Below are 13,603 nucleotides of genomic sequence, written 5' to 3' on the forward strand. Positions count from 1 at the left end.
GCTGGAAAACCAAGCTGCACATGCCTGGCGGGGCTAACCTGCCAATTTAAACTAACTGTGAACCACCGTCATCAATCGCTGACAGATGGTTAAGTAATCAATGATGTCAGCGGACCAGACCGCCGCCACCACCTTTGAGGTTGGCTTTCTTCATCAAACCTTCGTATTGATGAGACATCAGGTGCGCTTGTACCTGCGCCATGAAATCCATTACCACCACCACGATGATCAACAAAGACGTACCACCGAAATAGAAGGGCACGTTCCAACCAACGATCAGAAACTCAGGTAACAGACAGACTGATGTAATGTAAATCGCTCCAGCCAGGGTCAAGCGTGACATCACACCATCAATGTACTTTGCAGTCTGCTCGCCTGGACGAATGCCGGGAATGAAGGCACCGGATCGCTTCAGGTTGTCCGCTGTCTCCCTGGAGTTGAAAACCAGAGCCGTATAGAAGAAGCAGAAGAAAATTATCGCAGCCGCATAAGCCATGACATAGACCGGCTCGCCAGGGGAAAGCTTGGAAAAAATGTCCTGGATCCAACGCGTGTCTTCACTATTGCCAAACCACTGCCCGAGCGTTGCCGGGAACAAGATGATACTGGAGGCGAATATAGGCGGAATGACGCCTGCCATATTGAGCTTCAGTGGCAAGTGTGTGCTTTGCGCCGCCATCAAACGCCGACCCTGCTGACGTTTCGCATAGTTGACTGTAATCCTGCGCTGGCCACGCTCAACAAAGACGACAAAGCCCGTCACTGCGATTGCCAGGACGAACAGGAAAAGGATCGTCAACGCATTCAGCTCACCGGTACGGGCCAATTCAAGCGTGCCGCCTATCGCCGAAGGCAGACCCGCAACGATACCGGCAAAAATGATCATGGAGATACCATTGCCGATACCACGCTCCGTGATCTGCTCACCCAACCACATCAGAAACATCGTTCCAGTAACCAGAGAGACTGCGGCAGTGACGATAAAGCCCAAACCCTGCTGGGCAACAACGGATTCCCCGCCAACCGTCTGGCTCTGCAGTGCGATTGAGATACCAACTGCTTGAAACGTTGCCAGCACTACAGTGCCGTAGCGCGTGTACTGGGTAATCTTGCGACGCCCTGCCTCACCCTCTTTCTTCAACTGCTCAAGCGTGGGGATAACAGCCGACATCAGCTGCATAATGATAGAAGCAGAGATGTAGGGCATGATACCAAGCGCGAAAAGACTCGCACGTTCAAGCGCCCCACCGGAGAACATATTGAACATATCCAGGATCGAGCCCTGGGTCTGCTCAAACAGTGCAGCAAGCGCAACAGGATTTACGCCAGGCACGGGAATGAACGTGCCAATACGAAAAACCAGTAACGCACCAGCAACAAAAAGCAGTCGCTGTCGCAACTCCGTCAGGCGGCCCATGCCGCCCAACGAGTTCATCATGGAAGCGCCTTGACCAGCCATTTAGTCCTCGACCTTGCCGCCAGCCGCTTCGATAGCGGCACGCGCACCCTTGGTTACACCAATACCTTTTACAGTGACGGCGCGTTCGATCGAGCCGGAGACAACGATCTTGGCGCGTCGAATCACCTTAGTGATAACACCGGCCTTCTTCAGCGCCTCCAGGTCAACAGCTTCGCCCTCGACCTTGGCAAGCTCGCTCAAACGCACTTCGGCGGTTACCATGCCGATCCGGGAGCTAAAACCAACCTTGGGAAGCCGACGCTGCAGTGGCATCTGACCACCTTCGAATCCGACCTTGTGGAAACCGCCATTACGGGATTTCTGTCCCTTATGGCCACGACCACAGGTCTTGCCGAGACCACTGCCAATACCACGCCCAACGCGTTTTTTGGCAGACTTACTGCCTTCAGGAGGCTGTAAACCATTAAGTCGCATCTCAGGACTCCTCGACCTTGACCATATAGGAAACCTTGTTCACCATACCGCGGGTACAAGGCGTGTCTTCAACTTCAACCGTCTGGTGCATACGGCGCAATCCCAAACCACGCGCACAAGCCTTGTGGCCAGCCAGTCGTCCGTTCATGCTTCGCACCAAAGTGACCTGCATCATTTTCTTGTCAGACATGAGTTACCCCAGAATCTCTTCGACAGTCTTGCCGCGCTTGGCCGCTGCTGACTCAGCATCAGCCATCTCTTTCAGACCATTGATCGTCGCGCGGACTACATTCATCGGATTGTTCGTGCCGATACACTTCGCCAACACATTTTGCACACCAACCACCTCGAAGACAGCACGCATGGCGCCGCCTGCGATGATGCCAGTACCTTCAGATGCAGGCTGCATATAGACCTTGGCTGCGCCATGGCGGCCTACTATCGGATACTGCAGCGTGTTGCCGTTCATCCTAATGGAAACCATGTTCTTGCGAGCAGTCTCCATCGCCTTTTGGATGGCAATCGGCACTTCGCGGGCCTTGCCGGTACCAAAACCAACACGCCCCTCTCCGTCGCCAACCACGGTCAGAGCAGAGAAGCCGAACTGGCGACCACCTTTGACAACCTTGGCGACACGGTTGACGTTAATAAGCTTTTCAAGCAGATCATCGCCTTCCGGCTTTGCATTATAATTTGCCATAACCTCGAACCCTTAAAATTGCAGACCGGCTTCGCGTGCCGCATCAGCCAAGGCCTTTACGCGACCGTGATAACGAAAACCCGAGCGATCAAATGCAACCTGCTCGATACCCGCCTCTTTCGCCCTTTCAGCGATATATTTACCAACTACAGAGGCAGCTGCCGCATTTCCACTCGCGCCTGAGAGTTCACCTCGAACACTCTTATCCAGAGTGGAAGCGCTCACCAGAACTTCAGCGCCAGTAGGCGCGATGATCTGCGCATAGATATGCTTTGGCGTACGGTGAATGGCCAGACGATGGACGCCCAGTTCACGAATCTTTGCGCGTGTCCGACGACTACGACGTAGACGAGATTGTTTCTTATCCATCGTTTAACCCTATTTCTTCTTGGCTTCTTTACGAATCACATGTTCGTCGGAATAACGGACACCTTTGCCTTTGTAAGGCTCCGGCGGACGGTACCCGCGAACTTCGGCCGCAACCTGCCCGACCAGCTGCTTATCTATACCCGAAACAACAATCTCAGTTTGTGAGGGTGTTGCTATTTCAATACCCTCCGGCACCGCATATTCCACCGGATGCGAAAAACCGAGACTCAGATTGAGCACTTTACCCTTGGCCTGAGCACGATAACCAACGCCGACGAGCTCAAGCTTACGCTCATATCCCTGAGTGACACCGGTAACAAGATTGTTGATGAGTGCGCGCATCGTGCCGGCCATCGCCCAGGAATGCTTGTCTTCCTGTTTGGGAGAGACCTTGATAACGCCATCATCCTGATTGATTGCCACCAGATCGTTTACGAGCAACTCCATCGTGCCTTTAGGACCCTTGACAGCGACACTCTGACCATCCAGCTTGACCTCAACACCTGACGGCAGAGAAATTGGACTTTTTGCTATACGAGACATCTTCTTACACCCCTTACGCGACGATAGCGATGACTTCACCGCCCTGTCCCGCAGCGCGGGCAGCACGATCGGTCATCAAACCTTTCGAGGTGGAGATGATTGCGATACCCAAACCGTTACGTACTTTGGGAAGATCGCCGCATCCTTTATATATGCGCAGACCAGGACGACTTACCCGTTTAATCAGGTCGATAACAGGACGCCCTTCAAAATAGCGCAGATCCACAACCATAGTCGGCTTGGATGCACTCTCGTCCATCTTGACATCCTGCACATAACCCTCGTCTTTCAGGAGGTTGGCGATTTCAATTTTCTGCTTGGATGCCGGCAGTCTGACTGAAGTCTTATTTGCCGATTGTCCGTTACGGACACGGGTGAGCAAATCCGCAATGGGATCCGACATACTCATTTCGAGCTCCTGGGGTCAGTCCGTCTTTGCGACGCGATACCCAAATATAGTTAATCCTGGCAGAAATGCCCGGAGAAAGCGGCGTATTCTACCAGCTTGCCTTCACAAGTCCAGGAACATCTCCGCGCATGGCCGCTTCCCGCAGCTTGTTACGGCCAAGGCCGAACTTGCGATAGAAACCATGGGGACGACCAGTAATCCGGCAGCGGTTGTGTTTCCGGGAAACACTGGCATCGCGAGGCATCTTCTGCAGTTTGAGAACGGCGGCTTCAACCTCTTCATATGTGCTGTCAGTATTCTTTATGACAGCCTTCAGCGCTTCACGCCTGACTGCATACTTGGCTACGGTGCGGGCACGCTTTTTCTCACGTGCAATCATGCTCTTTTTTGCCATAACGAAACTCAGTTCTTAAAGGGAAACTTAAAGGCTTCCAGCAGTGCACGTCCCTCTTCATCGGTACGTGCAGTGGTGGTAATCGTAATATCGAGTCCACGCAACTTATCGATTTTATCGTAATCGATCTCCGGGAACATGATCTGCTCTGTCACGCCCATGCTGTAGTTTCCACGACCATCGAAAGATTTTCCGTTCATACCACGGAAATCCCGAATACGCGGAATTGCTACATTGATCAGGCGGTCGAGAAACTCATACATGCGCTCTCTGCGCAGAGTCACCTTACACCCAATTGGCCAGCCTTCGCGGACTTTGAAACCTGCGATGGACTTACGGGCATAAGTGATAATCGCTTTCTGCCCGGCGATTTTCTCCATATCGTTCACCGCGAACTCAAGGATCTTTTTATCGCCGATGGCCTCACCAACACCCATATTAAGGGTAATCTTGGTGATGCGCGGTACCTGCATAATGCTCTGGAACTGAAACTTGTCCATCAACTGCTGGACAACAGTGTCAGTGTACTGTTGCTGTAATCTTGCCATTGCCGGACTTGCCTCAGATATCTACGACTTCGCCGCTGGATTTGAACACTCGAACCTTTTTGCCGTCTTCAAGGGTCTTGAAGCCAACACGGTCACCCTTTCCGCTCGCGGGATCGAACAGGGCAACATTGGAGATATGCATAGGCATCTCCTTATCGAGAATACCACCAGGCTCACCCTTATTCGGGTTTGGCTTGGTGTGCTTCTTCGCCATGTTGATATTTTCGACAACGACACGCTCGTTTTCCATCATGCGAATGATGGTCCCGCGCTTACCCTTGTCTTTACCCGCGACGACGATAACCTCGTCGCCTTTCTTAATCTTGTTTGCCATGTCTGCCGCCTCACAAAACCTCTGGTGCAAGCGAAATGATCTTCATAAATCGCTCGCTCCGTAATTCACGGGTAACAGGTCCGAAGATACGAGTACCAATCGGCTGCAGCTGAGCATTCAGCAGTACAGCAGAATTGGTATCAAATCGAATCACTGAACCGTCAGGACGACGCACACCTTTTTTCGTGCGCACGACTACTGCATTGTAGACGTCGCCTTTCTTAACCTTGCCGCGAGGGATCGCATCCTTCACGCTAACCTTTATGATATCGCCAATTCCGGCGTATCGACGGTGCGAACCGCCCAGTACCTTTATGCACTGAACCCGCTTTGCGCCGCTGTTATCGGCAACATTCAGGCTTGTCTGCATCTGAATCATGGTTCTGCCCTAAATAGTATTAATCTCTGCCGGCAAAATATTTTGCCTACCGATCAGCTGGCGCGCTCGATAACCTTTACCAGCCGCCACTTCTTCGTCTTGGACATGGGTCGGCACTGTTCGACCATCACCGTATCACCCTGGTTGCATTCGTTGCTCTCGTCGTGCGCGAGCACTTTCGTGGAACGACGTATGTATTTTCCATAAAGCGGATGTTTTACCTGACGCTCAATCGAAACGGTAATGGACTTATCCATTGCACTGCTAACGACCTGACCAACTAGAGTGCGGTTACTGGCTGCCTGTTCGCTCATGATGCGCTGCCCGATTTCTGTTCATTCATAACTGTTTTAACACGCGCGATATCCTTACGAACCGTATTCATACGATCGGGACGCGCCAACTGACCGGTGCCCTTCTGCATACGCAGGTTGAACTGCTCTTTCTGCAGTTCTTCAAGAGCAACGTTCAACTCCTCAGAGGACTTTTCACGCAATTCGTTCGCATTCATCACATCACCGTCCGTTTCACGAATGTAGTGGAAACCGGCAGCTTGGCTGATGCCAACGCAAACGCTTCACGAGCCAGCTCTTCCGAAATACCTTCGATTTCATAGAGCATGCGGCCGGGCTGGATCTGCGCCACCCAGTACTCCACATTACCTTTGCCTTTACCCTGACGAACTTCCAAAGGTTTCTTTGTAATTGGTTTGTCCGGAAACACCCGTATCCACATATTTCCGCCACGTTTTACATGACGGGAAATGGCTCGACGCGCTGCCTCTATCTGGCGAGCGGTAATACGTCCACGACCGGTTGATTTCAGACCGAACTCACCAAAAGAGACGCTGCTACCAGTGACCGCAAGGCCACGGTTTCGACCCTTGTGCTGTTTACGGAATTTTGTTCGTTTTGGCTGCAACATCGATTACGACCTCTTCGCGCCGGGTTTGTTTTTTGGTGCAGCTTCAGCAAGTTCGCCGTCACTAAAAATTTCGCCCTTAAAAATCCATACCTTGACACCGATGATACCGTAGGTGGTATTCGCCTCAGCGAAACCGTAGTCGATATCTGCGCGTAATGTGTGTAGCGGGACGCGGCCTTCGAGGTACCACTCACTACGGGCAATTTCTGCGCCATTCAGGCGACCACCGATGTTTATCTTGATACCTTCGGCACCGAGTCGCATGGCATTTTGAACCGAACGCTTCATCGCCCGACGGAACATGACGCGGCGCTCCAACTGCTGTGCAACGCCCTCGGCGACCAACTGGGCATCGAGTTCCGGCTTACGGATCTCTTCGATGCTGATATGCACCGGAATTCCCATCATGTCGGATACAACAGCACGCAGCTTATCGATATCCTCGCCTTTCTTACCGATCACAAGGCCAGGCCGCGCTGTATGAACGGTAATGTGGGCATTCTTGGCTGGACGATCGACCTGGATCCTGCTGACTGAAGACTGCGCCAGGCGTTTCTTCAGGAATGCACGAACCTTAAGATCCATATTCAGCAGATCAGGGAACTGCTTTGAATCCGCGTACCACTTGGAAGTCCAGTCCTTAACGATGCCCAGACGTATTCCGGTAGGATGTACTTTCTGACCCATATCGGCCTCTCTAACCTGTTACTTGTCGGCAACAGTCACGGTAATGTGACTGGTGCGCTTTAGAATCCGGGAAGCACGACCTTTCGCCCGTGCTCTGATGCGTTTCATGGTTGGACCTTCGTCCACACCAATCACTGCAACCTTGAGCTCGTCAATATCCGCGCCTTCATTGTGCTCTGCGTTAGCGATAGCGGATTCGAGAACCTTCTTCACCAGGAGGGCACCTTTCTTCTTGCTGAAAGCAAGAATATTCAGTGCCTGCTCGACTGGTAGCCCTCGAACCTGATCTGCAACCAGACGCCCCTTTTGGGCCGACATACGTGCATGTCGCAATTTTGCTGTTGCCTGCATTATGAATTCCTCTTACCTGGACTTCTTATCGGCAGTATGACCCCGATAAGTACGGGTCAGCGCGAATTCACCGAGCTTATGTCCAACCATGTTCTCGGAAATGATCACCGGAACATGTTGACGACCATTGTGTATTGCTATGGTAAGCCCCACCATCTCAGGCAAAACCATGGACCTGCGGGACCAGGTTTTGATTGGGCGCTTATTATTCTGCGCTACTGCCTCTTCCACCTTTTTCGCCAGGTGATGATCGACAAACGGGCCTTTGCGAATTGAACGTGGCACGACACTAACCCCTAATTAATTTACTTACGGTTCCGACGACGAATAATCATCTTGTCGGTACGCTTGTTGCTTCGGGTTTTGTAACCCTTCGCCGGCGTACCCCAGGGTGAAACCGGATGCCGGCCTCCTGACGTACGACCCTCACCACCGCCATGCGGGTGGTCCACAGGGTTCATCACAACACCGCGAACGGTGGGACGAACACCTCTCCAGCGCTTCGCACCGGCCTTTCCGAGTGAACGGAGACTATGCTCAGGATTGGAAACTTCACCCATCACTGCCCGACAGTCAGCGTGAACCTTTCGCATCTCACCGGAGCGGAGACGAAGGGTCGCATAATCACCTTCACGAGCAATCAACTGAACTGAAGCGCCGGCAGAACGCGCCAACTGCGCACCCTTGCCCGGCTTCATCTCAATACAGTGCACCACCGAACCCATCGGCATGTTGCGCAGCGGCAGGCAGTTTCCCAGGCCAATCGGCGCATCAGCACCGGAACGCACTTCGTCACCAGCCTTAAGACCGTGGGGCGCGATGATGTATGAACGCTGACCATCTACATAGCGAATCAACGCAATATGCGCGGTACGATTCGGATCATACTCAAGACGCTCAACGACGGCGGAAACACCCTCTTTATTGCGCTTGAAATCGATAATACGATAGCGCTGCTTGTGGCCACCACCACGATGACGCGTAGTGATGCGACCGTTATTGTTACGACCGCCAGTCTTGCTCTTCTTTGCGAGCAGCGGGCTATAGGGAGCGCCTTTATGCAGCCCAGTATTGACCACTTTTACAACAAAGCGGCGACCTGGGGAGGTCGGTTTTGTTTTAACGATTGCCATTATTCCAATCCCGTTTAATTAACTCAGGCACCGCCGGCGAAGTCGATATCACTGCCGGGCTTGAGCTTAACGTAGGCCTTCTTCCAATCGGAACGGCGACCCTGCATAGCACCAAATCGCTTGGCCTTACCTTTTACATTAACCACCTGGACCCGCTCGACTTCGACATCAAACATCTTCTCAACCGCCTTGGCGATTTCACGTTTGGTCGCATCGGTGGCAACCTGGAAGGTGAACTGGTGATTTGCATCCGCCAAGTTCGCACTCTTCTCAGAAACCAGCGGGCTCAACAGAACCTTCATCAGACGTTCATTGTTCATGCCAGGCGCTCCTCGATCTTTTTCACTGCACCTTCAGTCATCAGAACCTTTTCATAGGCGACGAGACTGACCGGGTCGATCTCATTCACATCGCGAATATCGACACCATAAAGGTTGCGCGCTGCGAGATAGAGATTCTCATCAGGATTCTCTGCAACAACCAGCACATCTTTGAGATTCATCTCTTTCAGCTTGCCGGCAAGCTCTTTAGTCTTGGGCGCCGAAACAGTGAACTCATTGACGGCAATGAAGCGCTCCTGGCGCACCAGTTCGGACAAAATAGAGCGAATCGCGCCGCGATACATCTTACGGTTGACCTTCTGCGCAAAGTTGCGCGGGGAGGCTGCAAACGTCACACCACCGGAACGCCAGATGGGGCTGCGAATGGTTCCGCTTCGAGCACGACCCGTACCTTTCTGACGCCAGGGCTTGGCACCGCCACCGCGAACTGCCGCGCGATTTTTCTGCGCCTTGGTGCCAGCCCGAGCCGCTGCCATATGAGCAGTGACAACCTGGTGAACCAGGCCCTCGTTATACGAAACACCGAAAACATCATCGGATACCTGGATCGTCTGTGCGTCGCCGCCAGCAGAAGTTACATTCAGATCCATCAGATTCACCCTTTGTTCTTCATCTTCACCGCAGGCACGATGACAACGTCACCACCTTTGGAGCCGGGCACGGAACCCTTCACCAACAGCAGGTTGCGCTCGCCATCGACCCGAACGACTTCCAGATTCTGCTGGCAGCGCTGCTTGTCACCCATGTGCCCCGCCATTTTCTTGCCTTTGAAGACACGGCCTGGGGTTTGGCATTGGCCAATAGAGCCCGGTGCACGATGAGAGAGCGAGTTACCGTGCGTGGCATCCTGCATATGGAAGTGATGCCGTTTAACGCCACCCTGAAAACCTTTACCCTGAGTGCGGCCACGTACATCGACCAGCTGTCCGACCTCAAAGATATCGGCCTTGATCTCAGAACCGATCTCGATGCCTTCGCCTTCGCCATCTTCCAGGCTAAATTCCCAGAAACCACGACCGGCTTCTAAACCCGCCTTAGACAGGTGACCAGCCACCGGCTTGCTCACGCGGGAAGCCTTGCGGTTACCCGTAGTTACCTGAACAGCACGGTAACCATCGGTATCTTTCGTTTTAAGTTGAGCAACCCGATTGGGCTCAACCTCAATGACGGTCACAGGAACTGACACGCCCTCTTCGGTGAACACCCGAGTCATTCCGGCCTTCCGGCCGACTACTCCAATCGCCATGGTTCTTAACCTCAGTTCAACTTGATCTGGACATCAACGCCAGCAGCCAGATCGAGCTTCATCAATGCGTCAACCGTCTTATCGGTTGGATCGACGATGTCCATCAAACGCTTATGGGTGCGAATTTCGTACTGGTCACGTGCATCTTTATTGACGTGCGGTGAAATCAGCACAGTAAACCGCTCTTTCTTCGTCGGCAGTGGAATCGGTCCCAGCACCTGCGCACCTGTGCGCTTTGCTGTCTCCACGATTTCGCTGGCAGACTGATCAATCAGTCGATGATCAAACGCCTTCAGACGGATACGAATTCTCTGGTTAGCCATTATCTTTTACTCGATGACCTTGGATACAACGCCGGCGCCTACGGTACGGCCACCTTCTCGGATAGCAAATCGCAGGCCTTCTTCCATCGCAATCGGCGCAATCAGTTTTACCGTCATTTTTACATTGTCACCCGGCATTACCATCTCTACGCCCTCAGGCAGATCGCATGCACCGGTCACGTCAGTCGTTCTAAAGTAGAACTGCGGACGATAGTTTGCAAAAAACGGGGTGTGACGTCCACCTTCGTCCTTGCTCAATACATAGACTTCGCACTCAAAGTGAGTGTGCGGGGTTATCGATCCCGGTTGCGCCAGCACCTGACCACGCTCAACCTCTTCACGCTTGGTGCCGCGCAGCAGCACGCCCACGTTGTCCCCCGCCTCGCCCTGATCCAGCAGCTTGCGGAACATCTCAACACCGGTACAGGTGGTCTTCACAGTATCGCGGATACCCACGATCTCGATCTCTTCACCAACCTGTTGACCACACCACGATCAATACGACCGGTTACCACGGTGCCACGACCGGAGATCGAGAATACGTCCTCGATGGGCATCAGGAAGGCGCCGTCTATCGCACGCACCGGCTCTGGAATGTAGGTGTCCAGGGCCTCGATCAGCTTGGCAATGGAGCCGGCGCCGATATCAGACTCATCGCCTTCCAGCGCCTTCAGCGCGGAACCGATGATCACGGGCGTGTCGTCGCCGGGGAAGTCGTAGCTGTCGAGCAGCTCACGAACCTCCATCTCAACCAGTTCCAGCAGCTCTTCGTCGTCTACCATGTCCGCTTTGTTCGTAGACAGTGTAAACCTACCTGACGGGAGAGCAGGATATCTCCGCGTCTGAGGCGCATGGGGCCGTCTGCGGACTCACCTGAAGTTGCGCCGTCCATCTGCGCCGCACCGGTGATCATGTTCTTTACGTGATCAGCGGCCGGCATGGCCGGCCCTGCTGTTAAGCGTTTCTAGGCCAGTGGCTCAATTGGTAGAGCAGCGGTCTCCAAAACCGCAGGTTGGGGGTTCGAGTCCCTCCTGGCCTGCCATTTTCAATCTGGCGCATCCAGGCAATTTGAACCTATGAACGCGAAGTCCCAAGTCGAAGTCTCCAGCATGGATACAGTGAAGCTGCTAGCTGCAGTTGCACTTATCGTTGCTTCCATTCTCGGCTTTTACTATTTCGATGACTATTCCCAGTTGCTACGGGTACTGGGGTTGCTGTTGGTCATCGGTATCGCGACTTTTGTCGCTTATCAAACAGTAGTTGGTCGTAATGTCTGGCAGTTTGCGTCAGACGCCAAGATCGAAGTGCGTAAGGTTGTCTGGCCGAGCCGTCAGGAGACGGTGCAGACAACCTTGATCGTCTTCGTGATGGTCTTGATCATGGGCATCGTGCTCTGGCTGTTTGATATGATGTTGGGTGCGATTATGCGCGCCCTGACCGGATAAGAGGCGGGTTATATGTCCATGCATTGGTATGTAGTACACGCCTACTCCGGCTTTGAAGCCCGCGTACAGGCTTCCCTGGCGGAGCGCATTGAGCGTTTTAGCATGGAAGACAAGTTCGGTGAGATTTTGGTGCCCACCGAAGAGGTCGTTGAGATGCGTGCCGGTCAGCAGAGGAAGAGTGAGCGTAAGTTCTTCCCTGGTTACGTCCTGGTGCAGATGGAGATGACCGACGAGACTTGGCATCTGGTAAAGGATTGTCCCAAAGTGCTGGGTTTCATCGGCGGCACCGGCGATCGTCCTGCGCCGATCACCGACAAAGAGGCTGATGCCATTCTGCAGCGAGTGCAGGAAGGCGTCGAGAAGCCGCGCCCAAAGGTTCTGTTCGAACCCGGCGAAGTGGTGCGTGTCGTCGACGGGCCGTTCAACGATTTCAGTGGCGTGGTCGAGGAAGTCGACTACGAAAAGAGTCGTCTGAAAGTTTCTGTATTGATATTTGGCCGTTCCACCCCGGTGGATCTGGAGTTCGGGCAGGTAGAGAAGGGTTAAGAGATTAAGGGCCGAGGAATCGGGGCCAAGGGCCGAGGTAAGAAGTCTTTTACCTTGGCCCTTGGCCCACGGCCCTATTTGTTTTAAGGGGAGTTTGGGTAACCAGTCCCAAACGTTTGCACCCACAGTGAGGTAAATCATGGCTAAGAAGATCGAGGCTTTTATCAAGCTTCAGGTTCCCGCAGGGGAAGCGAACCCGAGTCCGCCGGTTGGTCCCGCCCTGGGACAGCATGGTGTGAATATCATGGAGTTCTGCAAGGCGTTCAACGCCAAGACCCAGAGTATGGAGAAGGGGATGCCCATCCCTGTGGTGATCACGGTCTATACAGATCGTTCCTTCACCTTCATCACCAAAACACCGCCGGCATCCGTGTTGCTGAAAAAGGCAGCAGGCTTGAGCAAAGGCAGTTCCACGCCGAATACTGTCAAGGTGGGTACGGTGACCCGTGCGCAGCTTGAGGAGATAGCCACTGCCAAGATGGCCGATCTGACTGCAGCGGATATGGATGCGGCAGTACGAACCATCGCCGGTAGCGCCCGTCAAATGGGTCTCGATGTGGAAGGGGTGGAATTAAGTCATGACTAAGTTGAGCAAACGCGCGAAGGCGATTCGCGAAAAGGTTGAGTCCGGCAAGCTGTATGCTGCGGAAGAGGCTTTCAGTCTGCTGAAAGAGGTCTCTTCGGTGAAGTTTTCCGAGGCGGTCGATGTCAGCATCAACCTTGGCGTCGACTCCCGTAAGTCGGATCAGGTTGTACGTGGCTCCTCCGTATTGCCTCATGGCACCGGCAAGACCGTTCGTGTGGCGGTTTTCGCCCAAGGTGCGAACGCAGATGCGGCTACCGAAGCGGGCGCCGATATTGTGGGTTTTGAAGACCTTGCCGCCGACGTGAAAGCAGGCAAGATGGACTTCGATGTGGTTATCGCGAGTCCGGACGCAATGCGCGTTGTGGGCCAGTTGGGCCAGATCCTGGGTCCCCGTGGTCTGATGCCAAACCCGAAAGTGGGCACGGTTACGCCGAATGTGGCAGCAGCGGTG

26 protein-coding genes, 1 tRNA gene and 1 pseudogene are annotated in these 13,603 nt (G+C 53.5%); 5 read left to right on the forward strand and 23 right to left on the reverse strand.

The annotated features are described in order from the left end of the window. Positions 1–106 precede the first annotated feature (106 nt). The 23 genes and pseudogenes from secY to G9Q73_RS12930 all read right to left on the reverse strand — a co-directional run. A complete protein-coding gene (gene secY / locus G9Q73_RS12820; protein ID WP_177420128.1) occupies positions 107–1,459 on the reverse strand; it encodes a preprotein translocase subunit SecY in 1,353 nt (450 codons plus the stop codon). Continuing rightward, positions 1,460–1,894 carry a 50S ribosomal protein L15 gene (rplO, locus tag G9Q73_RS12825; RefSeq protein WP_177420129.1) on the reverse strand — a complete coding sequence of 145 codons (435 nt, stop codon included), beginning with the start codon at positions 1,892–1,894 and terminating at the stop codon, positions 1,460–1,462. A 1-nt stretch (position 1,895) separates the two neighbouring features. Continuing rightward, positions 1,896–2,084, reverse strand: a complete 189-nt coding sequence (rpmD, locus tag G9Q73_RS12830; RefSeq protein WP_177420130.1) for a 50S ribosomal protein L30 — start codon at positions 2,082–2,084, stop codon at positions 1,896–1,898. A 3-nt stretch (positions 2,085–2,087) separates the two neighbouring features. Next, entirely contained in the window at positions 2,088–2,594 is a 507-nt protein-coding gene (rpsE, locus tag G9Q73_RS12835; RefSeq protein WP_177420131.1) for a 30S ribosomal protein S5, read from the reverse strand. Between the two features lie 12 nt (positions 2,595–2,606). Further along, positions 2,607–2,963 carry a 50S ribosomal protein L18 gene (rplR, locus tag G9Q73_RS12840; RefSeq protein ID WP_177420132.1) on the reverse strand — a complete coding sequence of 119 codons (357 nt, stop codon included), beginning with the start codon at positions 2,961–2,963 and terminating at the stop codon, positions 2,607–2,609. A gap of 9 nt (positions 2,964–2,972) precedes the next feature. Then, positions 2,973–3,506 (reverse strand): 50S ribosomal protein L6, encoded by a 534-nt coding sequence (gene rplF, locus G9Q73_RS12845; RefSeq protein WP_177420133.1) that lies wholly within the window; start codon positions 3,504–3,506, stop codon positions 2,973–2,975. A gap of 13 nt (positions 3,507–3,519) precedes the next feature. Further along, entirely contained in the window at positions 3,520–3,915 is a 396-nt protein-coding gene (gene rpsH, locus G9Q73_RS12850; RefSeq protein ID WP_177420134.1) for a 30S ribosomal protein S8, read from the reverse strand. A gap of 88 nt (positions 3,916–4,003) precedes the next feature. After that, positions 4,004–4,309: a 30S ribosomal protein S14 gene (rpsN, locus tag G9Q73_RS12855; RefSeq protein ID WP_177420135.1), complete on the reverse strand. Its 306-nt coding sequence runs from the start codon at positions 4,307–4,309 to the stop codon at positions 4,004–4,006. 8 nt (positions 4,310–4,317) lie between these two features. Further along, entirely contained in the window at positions 4,318–4,857 is a 540-nt protein-coding gene (rplE, locus tag G9Q73_RS12860) for a 50S ribosomal protein L5 (RefSeq protein WP_177420136.1), read from the reverse strand. Positions 4,858–4,870: 13 nt separating this feature from the next. Continuing rightward, positions 4,871–5,191, reverse strand: coding sequence for a 50S ribosomal protein L24 (rplX, locus tag G9Q73_RS12865; RefSeq protein ID WP_177420137.1), 321 nt, complete (start codon positions 5,189–5,191; stop codon positions 4,871–4,873). Positions 5,192–5,201: 10 nt separating this feature from the next. Continuing rightward, positions 5,202–5,570: a 50S ribosomal protein L14 gene (gene rplN / locus G9Q73_RS12870; protein ID WP_177420138.1), complete on the reverse strand. Its 369-nt coding sequence runs from the start codon at positions 5,568–5,570 to the stop codon at positions 5,202–5,204. A 53-nt stretch (positions 5,571–5,623) separates the two neighbouring features. Continuing rightward, on the reverse strand, positions 5,624–5,884 hold the full coding sequence (rpsQ, locus tag G9Q73_RS12875; RefSeq protein ID WP_177420139.1) for a 30S ribosomal protein S17: 261 nt from the start codon (positions 5,882–5,884) through the stop codon (positions 5,624–5,626). After that, positions 5,881–6,081, reverse strand: coding sequence for a 50S ribosomal protein L29 (rpmC, locus tag G9Q73_RS12880; RefSeq protein WP_177420140.1), 201 nt, complete (start codon positions 6,079–6,081; stop codon positions 5,881–5,883). Before rpmC ends, rpsQ begins: the two co-directional genes overlap by 4 nt. Further along, positions 6,081–6,494: a 50S ribosomal protein L16 gene (rplP, locus tag G9Q73_RS12885; protein WP_177420141.1), complete on the reverse strand. Its 414-nt coding sequence runs from the start codon at positions 6,492–6,494 to the stop codon at positions 6,081–6,083. The genes rpmC and rplP overlap by 1 nt, the downstream gene beginning before the upstream one ends. 3 nt (positions 6,495–6,497) lie before the next feature. Then, the gene (gene rpsC / locus G9Q73_RS12890) at positions 6,498–7,181 is read right to left on the reverse strand and encodes a 30S ribosomal protein S3 (RefSeq protein WP_177420142.1); all 684 of its coding nucleotides are present in this window, start codon (positions 7,179–7,181) and stop codon (positions 6,498–6,500) included. 18 nt (positions 7,182–7,199) lie between these two features. Then, entirely contained in the window at positions 7,200–7,532 is a 333-nt protein-coding gene (gene rplV / locus G9Q73_RS12895; protein ID WP_177420143.1) for a 50S ribosomal protein L22, read from the reverse strand. 12 nt (positions 7,533–7,544) lie between these two features. Beyond that, positions 7,545–7,817: a 30S ribosomal protein S19 gene (gene rpsS, locus G9Q73_RS12900; protein WP_177420144.1), complete on the reverse strand. Its 273-nt coding sequence runs from the start codon at positions 7,815–7,817 to the stop codon at positions 7,545–7,547. A gap of 20 nt (positions 7,818–7,837) precedes the next feature. Further along, positions 7,838–8,665: a 50S ribosomal protein L2 gene (rplB, locus tag G9Q73_RS12905; protein ID WP_177420145.1), complete on the reverse strand. Its 828-nt coding sequence runs from the start codon at positions 8,663–8,665 to the stop codon at positions 7,838–7,840. A 23-nt stretch (positions 8,666–8,688) separates the two neighbouring features. After that, positions 8,689–8,985, reverse strand: coding sequence for a 50S ribosomal protein L23 (gene rplW / locus G9Q73_RS12910; protein WP_177420146.1), 297 nt, complete (start codon positions 8,983–8,985; stop codon positions 8,689–8,691). Next, positions 8,982–9,596 carry a 50S ribosomal protein L4 gene (gene rplD, locus G9Q73_RS12915; RefSeq protein WP_177420147.1) on the reverse strand — a complete coding sequence of 205 codons (615 nt, stop codon included), beginning with the start codon at positions 9,594–9,596 and terminating at the stop codon, positions 8,982–8,984. The genes rplW and rplD overlap by 4 nt, the downstream gene beginning before the upstream one ends. A 5-nt stretch (positions 9,597–9,601) precedes the next feature. Continuing rightward, positions 9,602–10,252 (reverse strand): 50S ribosomal protein L3, encoded by a 651-nt coding sequence (gene rplC / locus G9Q73_RS12920; RefSeq protein WP_177420148.1) that lies wholly within the window; start codon positions 10,250–10,252, stop codon positions 9,602–9,604. Between the two features lie 11 nt (positions 10,253–10,263). Continuing rightward, the gene (gene rpsJ / locus G9Q73_RS12925) at positions 10,264–10,575 is read right to left on the reverse strand and encodes a 30S ribosomal protein S10 (protein ID WP_177420149.1); all 312 of its coding nucleotides are present in this window, start codon (positions 10,573–10,575) and stop codon (positions 10,264–10,266) included. A gap of 6 nt (positions 10,576–10,581) precedes the next feature. Beyond that, positions 10,582–11,506 (reverse strand): annotated as a pseudogene (locus G9Q73_RS12930) (elongation factor Tu); the annotation flags it as partial. 35 nt (positions 11,507–11,541) lie between these two features. Between G9Q73_RS12930 and G9Q73_RS12940 the strand changes: the two are divergent. The 5 genes from G9Q73_RS12940 to rplA form a co-directional block, all read left to right on the forward strand. After that, a tRNA-Trp gene (locus tag G9Q73_RS12940) sits at positions 11,542–11,617 on the forward strand. A gap of 34 nt (positions 11,618–11,651) precedes the next feature. Next, positions 11,652–12,020, forward strand: coding sequence for a preprotein translocase subunit SecE (gene secE, locus G9Q73_RS12945; RefSeq protein ID WP_177420150.1), 369 nt, complete (start codon positions 11,652–11,654; stop codon positions 12,018–12,020). Between the two features lie 12 nt (positions 12,021–12,032). Then, the gene (gene nusG, locus G9Q73_RS12950) at positions 12,033–12,566 is read left to right on the forward strand and encodes a transcription termination/antitermination protein NusG (protein ID WP_177420151.1); all 534 of its coding nucleotides are present in this window, start codon (positions 12,033–12,035) and stop codon (positions 12,564–12,566) included. Positions 12,567–12,705: 139 nt separating this feature from the next. After that, positions 12,706–13,152: a 50S ribosomal protein L11 gene (rplK, locus tag G9Q73_RS12955; RefSeq protein ID WP_177420152.1), complete on the forward strand. Its 447-nt coding sequence runs from the start codon at positions 12,706–12,708 to the stop codon at positions 13,150–13,152. Beyond that, positions 13,145–13,603 (forward strand): 50S ribosomal protein L1 (gene rplA / locus G9Q73_RS12960; protein WP_177420153.1); only part of this gene is annotated, 459 nt, incomplete at its 3' end. The genes rplK and rplA, both read left to right, overlap by 8 nt.

It is taken from the genome of endosymbiont of Lamellibrachia barhami, from assembly GCF_011947365.2.
Classification (GTDB): domain Bacteria; phylum Pseudomonadota; class Gammaproteobacteria; order Chromatiales; family Chromatiaceae; genus QGON01.

Coding starts and splice junctions, on each gene's coding strand:
- secY (WP_177420128.1), bottom strand. CDS start 1,459: ATGGCTGGTCAAGGCGCTTCCATGATGAACTCGTTGGGCGGCATGGGC.
- rplO (WP_177420129.1), bottom strand. CDS start 1,894: ATGCGACTTAATGGTTTACAGCCTCCTGAAGGCAGTAAGTCTGCCAAA.
- rpmD (WP_177420130.1), bottom strand. CDS start 2,084: ATGTCTGACAAGAAAATGATGCAGGTCACTTTGGTGCGAAGCATGAAC.
- rpsE (WP_177420131.1), bottom strand. CDS start 2,594: ATGGCAAATTATAATGCAAAGCCGGAAGGCGATGATCTGCTTGAAAAG.
- rplR (WP_177420132.1), bottom strand. CDS start 2,963: ATGGATAAGAAACAATCTCGTCTACGTCGTAGTCGTCGGACACGCGCA.
- rplF (WP_177420133.1), bottom strand. CDS start 3,506: ATGTCTCGTATAGCAAAAAGTCCAATTTCTCTGCCGTCAGGTGTTGAG.
- rpsH (WP_177420134.1), bottom strand. CDS start 3,915: ATGAGTATGTCGGATCCCATTGCGGATTTGCTCACCCGTGTCCGTAAC.
- rpsN (WP_177420135.1), bottom strand. CDS start 4,309: ATGGCAAAAAAGAGCATGATTGCACGTGAGAAAAAGCGTGCCCGCACC.
- rplE (WP_177420136.1), bottom strand. CDS start 4,857: ATGGCAAGATTACAGCAACAGTACACTGACACTGTTGTCCAGCAGTTG.
- rplX (WP_177420137.1), bottom strand. CDS start 5,191: ATGGCAAACAAGATTAAGAAAGGCGACGAGGTTATCGTCGTCGCGGGT.
- rplN (WP_177420138.1), bottom strand. CDS start 5,570: ATGATTCAGATGCAGACAAGCCTGAATGTTGCCGATAACAGCGGCGCA.
- rpsQ (WP_177420139.1), bottom strand. CDS start 5,884: ATGAGCGAACAGGCAGCCAGTAACCGCACTCTAGTTGGTCAGGTCGTT.
- rpmC (WP_177420140.1), bottom strand. CDS start 6,081: ATGAATGCGAACGAATTGCGTGAAAAGTCCTCTGAGGAGTTGAACGTT.
- rplP (WP_177420141.1), bottom strand. CDS start 6,494: ATGTTGCAGCCAAAACGAACAAAATTCCGTAAACAGCACAAGGGTCGA.
- rpsC (WP_177420142.1), bottom strand. CDS start 7,181: ATGGGTCAGAAAGTACATCCTACCGGAATACGTCTGGGCATCGTTAAG.
- rplV (WP_177420143.1), bottom strand. CDS start 7,532: ATGCAGGCAACAGCAAAATTGCGACATGCACGTATGTCGGCCCAAAAG.
- rplB (WP_177420145.1), bottom strand. CDS start 8,665: ATGGCAATCGTTAAAACAAAACCGACCTCCCCAGGTCGCCGCTTTGTT.
- rplW (WP_177420146.1), bottom strand. CDS start 8,985: ATGAACAATGAACGTCTGATGAAGGTTCTGTTGAGCCCGCTGGTTTCT.
- rplD (WP_177420147.1), bottom strand. CDS start 9,596: ATGGATCTGAATGTAACTTCTGCTGGCGGCGACGCACAGACGATCCAG.
- rplC (WP_177420148.1), bottom strand. CDS start 10,252: ATGGCGATTGGAGTAGTCGGCCGGAAGGCCGGAATGACTCGGGTGTTC.
- rpsJ (WP_177420149.1), bottom strand. CDS start 10,575: ATGGCTAACCAGAGAATTCGTATCCGTCTGAAGGCGTTTGATCATCGA.
- secE (WP_177420150.1), top strand. CDS start 11,652: ATGAACGCGAAGTCCCAAGTCGAAGTCTCCAGCATGGATACAGTGAAG.
- nusG (WP_177420151.1), top strand. CDS start 12,033: ATGTCCATGCATTGGTATGTAGTACACGCCTACTCCGGCTTTGAAGCC.
- rplK (WP_177420152.1), top strand. CDS start 12,706: ATGGCTAAGAAGATCGAGGCTTTTATCAAGCTTCAGGTTCCCGCAGGG.